Annotated in this window: 17 protein-coding genes; 5 read left to right on the top strand and 12 right to left on the bottom strand. The window is 72.6% G+C overall.

The window, feature by feature from the left end:
* Positions 1 to 847: 847 nt before the first annotated feature.
* Both IEZ06_RS27410 and IEZ06_RS27405 read right to left on the bottom strand, forming a co-directional pair.
* Complete coding sequence (locus tag IEZ06_RS27410) at positions 848 to 1,285, bottom strand: recombinase family protein (RefSeq protein ID WP_203872409.1); 438 nt, start codon at positions 1,283 to 1,285, stop codon at positions 848 to 850.
* Positions 1,286 to 1,590: 305 nt separating this feature from the next.
* Positions 1,591 to 1,953, bottom strand: coding sequence for an ester cyclase (locus tag IEZ06_RS27405; RefSeq protein ID WP_189239561.1), 363 nt, complete (start codon positions 1,951 to 1,953; stop codon positions 1,591 to 1,593).
* A 178-nt stretch (positions 1,954 to 2,131) separates the two neighbouring features.
* Here IEZ06_RS27405 and IEZ06_RS27400 point away from each other — a divergent pair, with 178 nt between their 5' ends.
* Positions 2,132 to 2,779: a TetR/AcrR family transcriptional regulator gene (locus tag IEZ06_RS27400; protein ID WP_203872408.1), complete on the top strand. Its 648-nt coding sequence runs from the start codon at positions 2,132 to 2,134 to the stop codon at positions 2,777 to 2,779.
* A 122-nt stretch (positions 2,780 to 2,901) separates the two neighbouring features.
* Here the strand turns inward: IEZ06_RS27400 and IEZ06_RS27395 are convergent, their stop codons facing one another.
* Entirely contained in the window at positions 2,902 to 3,243 is a 342-nt protein-coding gene (locus IEZ06_RS27395) for a hypothetical protein (RefSeq protein WP_189239559.1), read from the bottom strand.
* Between the two features lie 36 nt (positions 3,244 to 3,279).
* Between IEZ06_RS27395 and IEZ06_RS27390 the strand changes: the two genes are divergently transcribed.
* Positions 3,280 to 3,579: a VOC family protein gene (locus IEZ06_RS27390; RefSeq protein ID WP_203872410.1), complete on the top strand. Its 300-nt coding sequence runs from the start codon at positions 3,280 to 3,282 to the stop codon at positions 3,577 to 3,579.
* A gap of 437 nt (positions 3,580 to 4,016) precedes the next feature.
* Here the strand turns inward: IEZ06_RS27390 and IEZ06_RS37735 are convergent, their stop codons facing one another.
* The 6 genes from IEZ06_RS37735 to IEZ06_RS27360 are packed head-to-tail and all read right to left on the bottom strand — an operon-like array spanning position 4,017 to position 7,946.
* A complete protein-coding gene (locus IEZ06_RS37735) occupies positions 4,017 to 4,331 on the bottom strand; it encodes an FAD-dependent oxidoreductase (protein ID WP_373293950.1) in 315 nt (104 codons plus the stop codon).
* Positions 4,328 to 4,702 (bottom strand): ArsR/SmtB family transcription factor, encoded by a 375-nt coding sequence (locus tag IEZ06_RS27380; RefSeq protein ID WP_189239558.1) that lies wholly within the window; start codon positions 4,700 to 4,702, stop codon positions 4,328 to 4,330. The genes IEZ06_RS37735 and IEZ06_RS27380 overlap by 4 nt, the downstream gene beginning before the upstream one ends.
* 11 nt (positions 4,703 to 4,713) lie before the next feature.
* The gene (locus IEZ06_RS27375) at positions 4,714 to 5,973 is read right to left on the bottom strand and encodes an MFS transporter (protein ID WP_229798765.1); all 1,260 of its coding nucleotides are present in this window, start codon (positions 5,971 to 5,973) and stop codon (positions 4,714 to 4,716) included.
* Positions 5,970 to 6,239, bottom strand: coding sequence for a hypothetical protein (locus IEZ06_RS27370; protein WP_189239557.1), 270 nt, complete (start codon positions 6,237 to 6,239; stop codon positions 5,970 to 5,972). The genes IEZ06_RS27375 and IEZ06_RS27370 overlap by 4 nt, the downstream gene beginning before the upstream one ends.
* Positions 6,240 to 6,278: 39 nt before the next feature.
* The gene (locus IEZ06_RS27365) at positions 6,279 to 7,751 is read right to left on the bottom strand and encodes an FAD-dependent oxidoreductase (protein ID WP_189239556.1); all 1,473 of its coding nucleotides are present in this window, start codon (positions 7,749 to 7,751) and stop codon (positions 6,279 to 6,281) included.
* A 48-nt stretch (positions 7,752 to 7,799) separates the two neighbouring features.
* Positions 7,800 to 7,946 carry a hypothetical protein gene (locus IEZ06_RS27360; RefSeq protein ID WP_189239555.1) on the bottom strand — a complete coding sequence of 49 codons (147 nt, stop codon included), beginning with the start codon at positions 7,944 to 7,946 and terminating at the stop codon, positions 7,800 to 7,802.
* 167 nt (positions 7,947 to 8,113) lie between these two features.
* Between IEZ06_RS27360 and IEZ06_RS27355 the strand changes: the two genes are divergently transcribed.
* The gene (locus IEZ06_RS27355; protein WP_189239554.1) at positions 8,114 to 8,305 is read left to right on the top strand and encodes a hypothetical protein; all 192 of its coding nucleotides are present in this window, start codon (positions 8,114 to 8,116) and stop codon (positions 8,303 to 8,305) included.
* Positions 8,306 to 8,371: 66 nt separating this feature from the next.
* On the top strand, positions 8,372 to 8,959 hold the full coding sequence (locus IEZ06_RS27350) for a sigma-70 family RNA polymerase sigma factor (protein ID WP_189239553.1): 588 nt from the start codon (positions 8,372 to 8,374) through the stop codon (positions 8,957 to 8,959).
* Between the two features lie 37 nt (positions 8,960 to 8,996).
* Here IEZ06_RS27350 and IEZ06_RS27345 read toward each other — a convergent pair whose 3' ends face one another.
* Complete coding sequence (locus IEZ06_RS27345) at positions 8,997 to 9,332, bottom strand: ArsR/SmtB family transcription factor (protein WP_189239552.1); 336 nt, start codon at positions 9,330 to 9,332, stop codon at positions 8,997 to 8,999.
* A gap of 57 nt (positions 9,333 to 9,389) precedes the next feature.
* Between IEZ06_RS27345 and IEZ06_RS27340 the strand changes: the two genes are divergently transcribed.
* A complete protein-coding gene (locus tag IEZ06_RS27340) occupies positions 9,390 to 10,466 on the top strand; it encodes a flavin-containing monooxygenase (protein ID WP_229798763.1) in 1,077 nt (358 codons plus the stop codon).
* Positions 10,467 to 10,783: 317 nt separating this feature from the next.
* On the opposite strand, the gene IEZ06_RS27335 is transcribed toward IEZ06_RS27340, so the two are convergent.
* Both IEZ06_RS27335 and IEZ06_RS27330 read right to left on the bottom strand, forming a co-directional pair.
* Positions 10,784 to 11,317 carry a YceI family protein gene (locus tag IEZ06_RS27335; RefSeq protein WP_189239550.1) on the bottom strand — a complete coding sequence of 178 codons (534 nt, stop codon included), beginning with the start codon at positions 11,315 to 11,317 and terminating at the stop codon, positions 10,784 to 10,786.
* A 271-nt stretch (positions 11,318 to 11,588) separates the two neighbouring features.
* Positions 11,589 to 11,783, bottom strand: coding sequence for a hypothetical protein (locus IEZ06_RS27330; RefSeq protein ID WP_189239549.1), 195 nt, complete (start codon positions 11,781 to 11,783; stop codon positions 11,589 to 11,591).
* Between the last annotated feature and the right edge of the window lie 82 nt (positions 11,784 to 11,865).

The raw sequence follows: 11,865 nt of genomic DNA, 5'->3' as shown, positions 1-11,865 counted from the left end.
CCCTGCTCAACATCAGGAGGACTCATGCATCCCCTGTCTCACAGCAGTCTGACAGAGAGGGAGTCGGTGACGGCACCGGTCTCGGGCGAGAGATCCCGGAGATCTTGCACCGGCCAGGCTCCGGCTGTGTCCTGTCTCGCCTGATGCTTGACGCTGCGGCGGCTTAAGCTCTGGGTTCGAGTCGGCCACCGGTCCGTTGCTCGAAGGCGTGGATCACTCGCATGGTCGGATCTGCTGCCTCTGGGTCCCGGAGACGATCGGTCACAAGGAAGTCGGGCAGTTCCCAGTCTGATCCGTGTTCGTTCTCGGTGAGCAGGAAGATCCCGCCTCTGGCATCGAGGTCCCAACCGAGCGCCAGACCGTGTTTGATGATCGCTAGAATATCGGCCGGAGTCGGGTAAGCGGTGTCGGTCGCGCATGCTGTCCACGGCGACGGCCAGGTCTTCGAGAGCAGATCGACCTCTAGTGGGCGACTGTTCTTGCCGGCCCCCCATGCCTTGACGCGGATGCATCGGTGACAGTCGCCGGAACCGGCGACATGTCGGATCTCAGCCGACCACGCGAAGTCGCGTCCGTCGGCATGTAGCTTCCGCAGTCTCGTTCTCACGCCACCGCCCTCAACATACAATCCTGATCAGATCCTATGAGAGGGCGGTTCCGCGAGTCGACGTTCTTTCCGTCGTTGAGGTTGGAGAAGGCGGGCTGGTCAGAGGGCTCGCTGCCGGACTATGCGCGCGGCCGAGTGAACAAGCCGGGCTCGGTCTCGAGGAGGATGCCGCGGCCGACCAGGCGCTTGAGTGCGGTAGCGTCCCTCGGCCTCGGCCGCGGCGATCCCCTCGGCGGTGAGTTAGTTCTGCAGGTCGCGCTGGAACTGGCCGACGGCGGTGAGCACGTTGATGATCAGCGCGGTGGTGGCGTCGTTCGCGGCGAGGTCGTGGAAGTTCGACAGGGGCCCGGACAGGACGCGCAGGGCGACGCCGCGCGCGGCGCACCAGTTGCGGACGTTGTGGATGTCGACGAGGTCACGGCATAGCCGGAACAGCTCCGAGACCGTCAGCGCGTCGCCCGGGTGCGCTGCGGCGGCGAGGTGTCCGAACGCGGGGCGTTCCAGCGCGGGGATCTTCGAGGTGGTGGCCGGGTCCTCGAACAGCAGCACCCCGTCGGCCGGGCGGAACCCCTCGGCGACGCCTTCGGTCCGCACGAGGAGGCCGGCCTCGGCGAGGATGCGGCGCTGGCGCAGCAGGGACTGGGCCGCGGTGGACACCTGCGAGTAGACGATCCGCACCGAAGGCTCCTCGAGGATAGGGCGATGAGCTCTTCTATCTGTCGGGAAATCCTGTCGTCGATCCGAGCTTGAAAGCGACCGCTCGGGGTGTGCTTTCATCTCTGATGTCCGGTTTCCTGGGCGGTGCAGGGCGGGTTCGACGGGATGTCGGGAAACCTTCTAATCCCGACACTGAACACACGAGAACCCCAGCCTCCATCACAGGTCCCGGGACGCTCGTCTCGTCGCCGCCGGGCCAGTCCGAGGTGGGTGGCGTCGGCGGGGCGGGGCTGATCTGCCGGAGGAACTCGTGAGACTGCGGGGCCTCAGTGACGTGGGTCCGGGCCCTCGGTGACGCCCCAGGTCTCCGCGAGTCGGCCGTTGTCAATGCGGAAGATCTCGATGAGCACGGGCCGGACGTCGCTACCCGGGGCTGCCATCCCCTCAACGGATGAGCGGATGGCCACCTTGTCGCCGTCGATCAAGATGTCGTCGGCGACAACGCGCATGGCCGGGAACTGGGTGACGACCTGGACCCATGCGTCCTTGCCCGCTTCGAACCCGGTGGCGCCAAGCGGGTGGTTAAGGAAGTCGGGGGTGAACAGATCGGCGGCCTGGTCGAACTGCCGGGTGTTGAAGCACTCCTGCATCCGCAGCACCAGGGCGCCGGCTTCCTCGCGTGTGGTCATTGAAGGGACCTCCTCGTGTTCCGGTGGGCCTGCCTCATGGTGAAACGACGCATCCGCGCAAGCGGGGCTTCGCCCCGCTTATATCGAGCAGCATACGGGGCGACGCCCCGGTTAAGCTAGGGGTGAGATGTCCAGTCGAACGCCTAAACACACTCCAGCCGAGCCACCGGCGGCTCCCGTGAACGACCGGCGACTACGGGCCGACGCGCGCCGCAATCGCGAGCAGGTACTCCGTACCGCTCAGCAGTTGTTCGCCTCACAAGGCCTCGGCATCTCGCTCGACGAGATCGCCCGCCGCGCGGGTGTTGGTCCAGGCACCGTCCACCGGCACTTCCCCACCAAGGAAGCGCTTTACCTCGCCGTCGCGATCGACCAGATCAGGCAGTTGGTCGCTGAGGGAGAGGCGCTCACCGGTACCGACGATCCAGCCGCTCTGTTCACGCTGCTGTCCCGGATGATGACCTCGGGCGCGGAGAACTCAGCGGTGAAGAGCGCGCTCACGGCCGCCGAGTTCGACCTGCGCAACGCCGCTCCGGACGCCGCTGCCGACCTCACGCACCAGGTCGCACACCTGCTCGATCGCGCCCATCGCACCGGCGTCGTACGCCACGACGTGACAGTCGACGAGGTGATGGCAATCGTCGCCGGCGCCTTCGCCGCGATCCGACACGCCGACGCGGACACCAGCCGCGAACGCTCCGCACACATCGCCCAGATCATCCTCGACGGACTACGGCCCCAATCCCGATACCAAGGGGCCCTAGCTGCTCCACTCGCCACCAAGCCAAGGACCTCCACTCCCACGACGTCCCAGGAGTCGGAGTGACCGGCAACGACTGAGGACCTGCGATCAGCTACCCGGCGGCTGGGGACACGTTCGGGAGCGGAGGGCCGTGACGGCCGATCGCCGAGGCCGCCGGCCGGCACCGGAGCTCGCCGGAAGCGGCCTCACCCCTGGCGGCACGGTGGCCGGAGCCGCCTGGCCCATCCGGCGGCCAGCAGGCGACGCCAGCCGCCGGTGCGGTAGGCGATCTCATAGGCCGGCCGGGTCCCGGCAGGGGCTCGCCGCAGGCAGGTGATCGCCTCGGCGTCGGCGACCGGGTCCAGATCGCCGCCGTCCACCGCCAGCAGCACCCGCAGGTCCCCGGCGTCGCCGATCGCGCCGCGGGCGGCGCCTGCCGCCGCCCGTGCGCTGCGGTGCTCGTGCGGGGCGAGCAGGCGGTAGGACCAGCCGGTGATCTGGACGCCGGGGCCGAGCGCCGCCCGGATCCGGGCGCGTAGTGCGCTCACGACCACCGGCAGGCGGCCCGCTTCTTCGCCTCGATCATGGGCCTGGAGGAGCTGCCGCCCGCCGGCCGCGACGGCCACTTCGCCCCCGTGCGCGTCAACGAGCAGCTGACCCTGGACTTCGTGACCGTGGCCGACCCCGTCGGCATGCACCTGGCCTTCGACGTGGACCCGGCCACCTTCGATCAGATCCTGGCCCGCCTGCGACAGGCCGGCGTGCCGTACGGCAGCCGCCCCACCGAGCCCGGCAACGGCCGCATCGACCACCCCCTGTGTGCGCGCGGGCTGTTCTTCGTCGACGCCGCCCGCAACCTGTACGAGGTCATGTCCCCGGCCTGACCGGCCGCCGCGGCGCCGACGGTCACCACGGGGACCGGGACAGCGACCGGGGAGGGAGCGCCGTCCAACGACCCCGGCCTCGGGTGGTCCCTGCCGCCTTGAACACTCCCACCGCAGACGGGGACCAGCCGCTGGGCACCCTCCTGTGCCGCCTGGCCTACGGCGAGTCGGTGGCGCAGACGCGGCTCGCCGGGTGCGCGGGTACCCCCGACAGGGACCGTCCCGCCGGGGCCGCGCAGGCGCAGCGGGGCCAGGTGGGTCAGGGCGGGCCGGAACCCGGTGCACCAGATGACGGCGTCGCAGGCGCCAGGGTGGTGCCGTCGGCCCAGGCCACCCCGGTCGGGGTGAGGCGGGTGAACATCGGCTCGGCCTTCAGGGCGCCCCGCCTCCGGTCTCCACGGCCAGGCGCTCGCCGGCGTCGCGCACCGTCCGCACGCTCACCGGGCGGACGATCGCAGCGCGTAGCGCCGCTCGTAGTCGCTCAGGTAGGCGACCACGTCGGCGGCGCTCGGGTAGCCGCCGACGTCGGGGATCGGCATCATCCGCCCGGGCAGGGAGCTGTAGGGGGCAGGGGAGAACAGGCGCAGGGACGGCCAGGCGTGCCGCCAGGCCCCGCCCGGCGCGTCTTGGGCGTCCAGGATGACGAAGTCGGTCCCGGCCCGGCGCAGGTGGTACCCGGCGGCCAGGCCCGCCTGCCCGCCGCCGATGACGACGTCGACCGGCCGCGGAGCGCCGGTCAGCGGTGCGGTCATGCGGTGGTGAGCTCCACCTCGACCGGCCCGGGGGCGGGCTCGGCCAGCGGCGCGAACAGGGCGCCGAGCCGGTTCACCGCCTCGGGGACGATCCGGTAGTAGACCCAGGTGCCGCGCCGCTCGCAGTCGATCAGTCCCGCCGTCCGGAGGACTTTCAGGTGGTGGGAGATGGTGGGGGCGGTCAGGTCGAAGGCGTCGGTCAGGTCGCACACGCACGCCTCGCCGCCGGCGTGGGAGCCGATCATCGACAGCAGGCGGAGCCGGACCGGGTCGGCGACCGACTTGAGCAGCACCGCCAGCCCGGCCGCCTCGGCCTCATCCAGCGGCTCGCGGGCGATCGGCGCGCAGCAGGCGGTGGTGGGGGCGCCCATGGGAGATCTCCTTACTTCGACGCTGGTCTAAATGATATGCGGTGGTAGGAGGTCAGCGCGACCGCGGCAATCGCGCAGGCGGTGGCCACCGCGGCCATGACCGAGCCGTAGCCGACGGCCTGGGCCAGGGTGAGCGCCCCGAGCGGGGCCGATGCCTTGGCCGCGACGGAGAAGAACGCGATGCGGCCCGAGAGCGTGGCGTAGGCGGCGGTGCCGTACCGCTGGACGAGCAGGTGCGGCAGTGTGATGGAGGCGATGCCGAACCCGAGCCCGAACCCCAGCACGCAGCCCACCGCGCCCGGCACCGTCCGCCCGGCCAGCGGCAGGAGCGCCGCGGCCACCCCCTGCAGGAGGAAGATCGCCGCGGCGATGAGCGCGGCGGGCAGGCGGGTCTGCAGACCGGTGGTGAGCAGGCGCCCGGTCACCGACAGCACGCCCAAAAGCCCCGCCAGCGTGGCGGCCAGGACCGGAGGGTGACCGAGGTGGATCAGGTAGGTGATGAGCAGGACCGCCATCACGGCCGCGGCGCCGCCGCTGGCGGTGAAGGCGGCCACCAGCAGCCAGAACGGGCGACGGCGGACGGCTCGGCTGACGATCGCGGCCCGCTGCTCGGCTGCGGCGGGCGCGTGGGCCGCGCGCTCGCGGCGGCGCAGCACGAGCGCGTGCAGCGGAACGGCGGGCAAGCCGTAGATCAGGGCCAGGACCACCAGGGCCTGGCGCCAGCCGAACCGCTCCATCAGCAGGCCGGACAGTGGCAGGAAGATCGTGGAGGCGAACCCGGCCACGACGGTCAGTGCCAGCAGCGCGCCGGCCCGGCCGCGCTCGTGGCCGTCGAACCAGGCCACGATGACGGCGAAGGCGCTCTGGTAGAGCACCATCGCGCTCGCGACGCCGACGGCGGCGAACACCGCATACAGCTGGATGAGGTTGTGCACCTGTGACCAGGCCAGTACGGCGAGCGCGCCGAGCACCGATCCGGCGGTCATCAGGCCGCGGCCGCCGCGGGCGTCCAGCCAGCGGCCCACCAGGGGTGCGCACAGCGCCGAGACCAGCACCGAGCAGGTCAGGGCGGTGGCGACCTGGGCGGCGGAGGCGCGCAGGTCGGCCGCCATGGGCAGCAGGAAGACCGAGAAGGCGTAGTAGAGCACGCCGTAGCCGATGGTCTGGGTGACGGCCAGGGCGGCGACGATCCGCGCGCCTTGGCGCCGGGAACGCGGCGGACCGCCGCCTCCGGTGGTGGAGGCGGCGGTCCCGGCGGCGGTGGACCTCACGCGCGTCCGCCGGAGCAGGAGACCAGGCGGCGGCCGTCGGCCGTCGTGCTCCAGGTGTCGCCGGTGCCGGTGATGAGGCCCTGGGCGGCCGGCCGCCAGGCCAGGGTGTCGGCGAGGCGTGCGGCGGCCGGGGTGGGGGCGGGGTTGCCGCCGGTGTGCCAGGCGCGGGCTAGGTGGCGGCCGAGCCGGTCGGCATCCAGCGGGCCGCGGGTGCCGATCAGGCGCAGGGCCTTCTTCTGCGGTGCGGTGGGGTGGCCGCCGGACATGGCCGAATCTCGCCTTTCTTCGACTGGTCGTGGTGCGGGTCAGCCGCAGCAGCCGCCGCCGCTTTCGGCCGAGGCGCCCACTGGGGCCAGGGGCAGCGGGGTGGCCAGCAGGCCGCCGCTGATCCCGGTGGCCAGCCCGACCCGCACCTCCTGGGCCTCGGCCAGGCTGGAGGAGCACACGCCGGTCTCGGGCAGCTCCAGCTGCACCTGCCGGGCGGCCTCCCAATCGCCGGCCAGGGCCGCCACGACGGAGCGGACCTGCTCGTAACCGGTGGCCATCAGGAACGTCGGGGCGCGGCCGTAGGACTTGACGCCGACGGCGTAGTAGCCGGGCTCGGGGTGGGCGAGCTCGCCGGCGCCGTGGGCGGGCACGGTGCCGCACGAGTGGTGGTTGGGGTCGATCAGCGGTGCCAGCGCGCGGGTCGAGCCGAGGATCGCATCCAGGTCCAGGCGCAGCTCGGAGGCGATGGCGTGGTCGGGGCGGTAGCCGGTGGCGGCCACGATCCGGTCCGCGACGACCTTCTGCTCGGCGCCGGACGGGTCACGGCTGATCACCGTGACGGTGTCGCCGCCGACGGTGAGAGCGTGGGTGAAGAAGGCGGTCAGCAGGTTGATGCGGCCGGTCTCGACCAGGGCGCGCAGGCGGGTGCCGAGTGCGCCGCGGGCGGGCAGGGCGTCGGCGGCGCCGCCGCCGTAGGTGCGGGTGGCGTTCCCGGCGCGGATGGCCCAGGTGATGCGGGTGTCCGGTGCCTCGTCGGCGAGGGCGGCCAACGCGAGCAGCGTGGTGGCGGCCGAGTGGCCGGCGCCCACCACCAGGGTGTGCTTGCCCGCGTAGTGCCCGCGGTCCGTGCCGAGCACGTCCGGGAGGGCGTGGTCGACGAACGTGACCGCGTCGGTCTCGCCGTGGGCGGGCAGCCCGTTGGCGCCGAGCACGTTCGGGGTGCGCCAGGTGCCGGAGGCGTCCACGATCGCGCGGGCGGCGATCTCGGTGCCGTCCGCGAGACGGATCAGGAACGGGGCGGCGTCACGGCCGGTGGTGCGGACCCGGTCGAACCCGGCCCGGCTGATCCCGGTCACCTGCGCGTTCAGCCGCAGGTGAGCGGCGATGGCCGGGTGGGCGGCCAGCGGGGTCAGGTACTGCTCGACGAGTTCGGCACCGGTGGGCAGCCAGTCGGGGTCCGGGGCGGTCCAGCCGGTGGTCTCCAGCAGGCGGCGGGCGGCGGCGTCGATGTCGTACTTCCACGGGCTGAAGGTCCGCACGTGCCCCCACTGCGCGATCGAGGCGCCCGCTCGGGATCCGGCCTCCAGGATGAGGAAGTCCAGGCCGCGCGTCGCGAGGTGGGCGGCGGCGGCCAGGCCGACCGGCCCGGCGCCGATCACCACGACCGGCAGGTGGTCCAGCTCCGGTGAGAGCACGACCTGCTCACTGCCGGCGGCCGGGGAGATCTGGACGGGTACGGCCTGCGCGCTCTGCTCGGCGGGGGCGGCCGGGCCGCAGCATCCACTGCTCATGATCGTTCCTCCTGGGTTCGGGTGGTCGCTCTCGGACGGTCGATGGGTTCAGCGGGCGAGCCGGGCGGCGGCGCGGGCGCGCTCCAGCACCGCCTCGGCCCGGCAGGCGCGGTCGCAGACGGTGCCGGTGGCCTCGTCGAAGGAGACGGTCGCGGACGCCACGGGAGCCGGGCGGCGGCGCAGCAGGAAGCGCATCTCACACCTCGTGTTTCGAAGCTTGTCTAAGCAGTGCTCAGCCTGCCACTCTGATTAGAGATATGTCAAATTAGATGTCGGCCAAAGCAGACGGGTCCCGGTGCGTCCATTTCCGCCCTTCATCGTCTACCTGGATGAGTTGTTGTCTTCGGAGAGGATGATCAGTCATGACCAGTACCGACACCACCACCGCCAGCACCGCCCCGGCCGACGACGCCGCCGCCGAGGCCTGCTGCTCAATATCTGCGTTGCAGACCTGCTGCGCGCCCGAGGACAAGGGCGCCTGCTGCGGCGCCCCGGCCGGCGATCCGGTCACCGCTCCGGCCGCCGGGGCGCCCGGCAGCTGCGGCTGCCGGTAACACCGCACGCCCGCCCGGGGCCGGGCCCACCGGCCCGGCCCCGGCAGGGCCAGGAAGGACACGACCGTGACGACACCCACCCGACCGGCCGCCGCCGCCGCCGCGGCGGCGGCGAGCGCGCAGCTGCGCCCCCGGCTGGTCGCCTTCGTCGCCGCCCGCATCGACCGGCCCGCCGACGCCGAGGACATCGTCCAGGAGGTCCTGGCGCGCATCAGCCGCAGCGGCGCCGGCCCGCGCGAGGCCGGGCGGCTGGAGGCCTGGGTCTACCAGATCACCCGCAACGCGATCATCGACCACCACCGCGCGGCCGCCGCGGCCGGCCGGGCGCAGCACCGGGCCGCCTTCGACCGCAGCCTGACCGCCGAGGCGGCCGAACCCGATGCGCTGGCCGCGCTGGCCGGGTGCCTGGCGCCGATGCTGGAGCGGCTGTCCGAGCGCGACCGCCAGGCCATCGCCCTCGTCGACTACGAGGGCGTCACCCAGGCCGAGGCCGCCGGCCGGCTCGGCATCTCGGTGCCCGGGATGAAGTCCCGCGTCCAGCGGGCCCGGACCCGGCTGCGCACCCTGCTGACGGCCTGCTGCCGGGTGGAGACGGACGCCCGCGGCGACGTGCGCGAGGTGCGGCCCGCGGGAGCGTGCCCGTGCAGCGGCTGACCGGCCAGGATCGGGCCGGTGCGCGATCGGGCCGGTCTCACCCGCAGGCGCCGGGCGAGCAGTCGGCCGGAGGGCAGCACGCCCGCAGGCCGGCCTGCAGGTCGGCCAATGCCCGGCTGATCCGGGCCGGGTCGGCGCGGTAGTAGACGGTCTTCCATTCGCGGCGCGAGGTCAGCACGCCGCCGTCGCGCAGGGTGGCCAGGTGGGTGGAGGCGGCCGACTGGGCCAGGTCCATGCGCTCGGCGACCTGGCCCACGGTCAGCTCGATCCCGCCGGCGAACAGCAGGAGGATCTGCTGGCGGGTGTCGCTGGCCAGGGCCTTGAGGAGGCCGCGGGCCGCATCCGTCAACTCGATGCCGCTTCCCATCTCCATGGGAGGATCCTACCCCATCATATTGTCATTTACAGATTCGACGATACGATGCGCGGCATGGACACCATCGTCATCGGCGGCGGCCAATCCGGCCTGGCCGCCGCCCGAGCCCTGCGCAACGCCGGCCTCACCCCCGTCGTCCTGGAGGCGGGCGAGCACCCCACCGGCTCCTGGCCCGCCTACTACGACAGCCTCACCCTGTTCTCCCCGGCCCGCTACAGCGCCCTGCCCGGCGTGCCCTTCGACGGCGACCCCGGCCGCTACCCGCGCCGCGACGAGGTCGCCGCCTACCTGCAGCGCTACGCCGCCCGCCTGGACGCCGACATCCGCACCGGCGCCCGCGTCACCGCCGTACGGGCCGAGAACGGCGGCGGCTTCATCGTGGAGCTCGCCGACGGCACCGCCCTGTCGGCGCCGTCGGTGATCGCCGCCAGCGGCTCCTTCGGCAACCCGCACCTGCCGCTCCTGCCCGGCCAGGACGGTTTCCCCGGACAGATCCTGCACGCGGCCGCCTACCGGAACCCGGCCCCGTACGCCGACCGGCGCGTCGTGGTGGTCGGCGCCGGCAACTCCGCCGTCCAGATCGCCCACGATCTGGCCGGTGTCGCCGCGGTCACCCTGGCCACCCGGGCACCGATCCGCTTCGTCGACCAGCGCCCGCTCGGCCGCGACCTGCACTTCTGGTTCGCGATCACCGGCTTCGACCGCCTGCCCGCCCGCCGGGCCGACTCCCCGCCGGCCGTGCCGGTGCTGGATGACGGCCGCTACCGCCGCGCCCTGGCCGACGGCCGCATCGGCCGCAAGGAGATGTTCACCGGCTTCGCCGATGATGCCGTGGTGTGGGCCGACGGCGCCCGCGAGCACGTCGACGCGGTCGTCTTCGCCACCGGCTACCGGCCCCACCTGCCCTACCTGCACACCCTGGGCGGCGCGCTGGACGCCTCCGGCCGCCCCCGCCAGCGCGGCGGGACCTCGCTCACCCACCCCGGGCTCGGCTTCCTCGGCCTGGAATGGCAGCGCACCCCCGCCTCCAACACCCTGCGCGGCGTCGGTCGCGACGCCGCCCACCTGGCCCGGCACCTGGCCCGCCACCTGAAGGTCCGCCGCGGCACACGCGCCCGGGCCAGGGCATAACCTGGCCACCACGGCCGGCCGGCTCACCGACCTTCCCGCCGCCGCCTACGCCGCCTTCGTCCTGCTGGCGCTGGTGTGCCTGGCCTCCTACGCCACCCCGCCCTGACCGGGCCTGCGGCGCGGCGGGCGGTGGCGATGACCACCACCGTGCGCAACCTGTCGCTGGCCCTCGGCGGCCAGGGCGCGCACCACGTCCATCAGGTCCAGGGCATTGCGGCTCGCACTGCTCCCAGGGCAGCAGGTCGGCACTCCAGATCGTCTCCAGAACCCGCACACCGTCGCCAGGGCTTGGGGGGCGGACCCGCGGTGAGGAGAGCCTATGTCCCGATCAGGAAGGCGGTGACCTCAAGAGTGATACCGAGGTGACGGCCTGTCATGCCCTTCGCCCTCGTCAGGCCGAAGGCGTACCTGTCGATGCTGGTCGTGGCCTGGACTCTCAAGCACCGGTCATCGGTGACGACCGGGCCGAGTGCCAGGACCGTCGGCCGGGTCATGCCCCGCACGGTCAGCGACCCCTGCATGCTGACGCCTTCAGCGGATCGTCCGGCATTCCGGCTGCGAAAGACGATCTCAGGGTGCACGGCGGCGTCGAGGTAGTCCGAGGACCGGACATGCTCATCGCGCTGCGGGTTACCGCTTTCGAAGCTGGCCGCCCGGATCACCGCCTCCACAGCGCAGTCGCCGATGTCCTCGGTGATCGAGATCCGGCCGTGATCGACGGTGAAGGATCCCCGCACAGGCAGCAGACCGAACACCGCACGTGTCGTGAACCGGATCGTCGTCGCGCCCGGGTCTATGCGGTAAACGCCCGGTGACACCCCGAGCCGGCTGACATCTGGATCTTCTATCACGCCGACCGCTTCCTTCTGCCGATGGCGGACGGCATGGCGTCGGCGGTCGCATGCCCCGGGGAGCGCTTGCCAACGCGTGCCGCTTCGATGATCTCCATGGAGACGACGATAGAAAAGCCGGATCACCGCCGGAATCCGACTACGTGCACACCTCAGGTGTGGGTAGGTACACCGCCTCGAGACGGCGGGGCCGAAGAGCCGGTCGGCGGAGACCTCCTCCCCTCGCCTGGTAACCGAGCCGCCGGGGAGCAGCGCGGGTGCGCGGAGCGGCTCAGTCCTCGCCGAGCATCGCCGACAGCCCGTTCAGCGTCTGCAGCAGGATGTCGGCGATGCCGATCGCGTCGATGAGGCGGGCGCGGGCCTTCTCGATCTCGGCGACGTGCGCGGTGACCGCGTCCGCGCTGCGGACCTGCCCGGCGCCGATGACGCCCAGCGGCTCGCCGGAGTTTCGGGAGTGCCGGGCCATGCCCGCAAGGCGCCCCGGAAGGCGTTCGGCCGATGCCCGCCCGCGACCGGCCGGGGGACCGGGCCGCGGAAACGGCCGACCG

Source organism: Planomonospora antibiotica, assembly GCF_014647955.1.
Lineage (GTDB): Bacteria > Actinomycetota > Actinomycetes > Streptosporangiales > Streptosporangiaceae > Planomonospora > Planomonospora parontospora.
The sequence above is the reverse complement of the archived record's forward strand: the minus strand, read 5'-3'. Positions and strand labels throughout refer to the sequence as shown.

Bases quoted from the DNA above. Each gene is read 5' to 3' on its own strand.
- IEZ06_RS27405 (WP_189239561.1), bottom strand. From the start codon at position 1,953: ATGACCACACGCGAGGAAGCCGGCGCCCTGGTGCTGCGGATGCAGGAG.
- IEZ06_RS27390 (WP_203872410.1), top strand. From the start codon at position 3,280: ATGGGCCTGGAGGAGCTGCCGCCCGCCGGCCGCGACGGCCACTTCGCC.
- IEZ06_RS37735 (WP_373293950.1), bottom strand. From the start codon at position 4,331: ATGACCGCACCGCTGACCGGCGCTCCGCGGCCGGTCGACGTCGTCATC.
- IEZ06_RS27380 (WP_189239558.1), bottom strand. From the start codon at position 4,702: ATGGGCGCCCCCACCACCGCCTGCTGCGCGCCGATCGCCCGCGAGCCG.
- IEZ06_RS27370 (WP_189239557.1), bottom strand. From the start codon at position 6,239: ATGTCCGGCGGCCACCCCACCGCACCGCAGAAGAAGGCCCTGCGCCTG.
- IEZ06_RS27365 (WP_189239556.1), bottom strand. From the start codon at position 7,751: ATGAGCAGTGGATGCTGCGGCCCGGCCGCCCCCGCCGAGCAGAGCGCG.
- IEZ06_RS27360 (WP_189239555.1), bottom strand. From the start codon at position 7,946: ATGCGCTTCCTGCTGCGCCGCCGCCCGGCTCCCGTGGCGTCCGCGACC.
- IEZ06_RS27355 (WP_189239554.1), top strand. From the start codon at position 8,114: ATGACCAGTACCGACACCACCACCGCCAGCACCGCCCCGGCCGACGAC.
- IEZ06_RS27345 (WP_189239552.1), bottom strand. From the start codon at position 9,332: ATGGAGATGGGAAGCGGCATCGAGTTGACGGATGCGGCCCGCGGCCTC.
- IEZ06_RS27340 (WP_229798763.1), top strand. From the start codon at position 9,390: ATGGACACCATCGTCATCGGCGGCGGCCAATCCGGCCTGGCCGCCGCC.
- IEZ06_RS27330 (WP_189239549.1), bottom strand. From the start codon at position 11,783: ATGGCCCGGCACTCCCGAAACTCCGGCGAGCCGCTGGGCGTCATCGGC.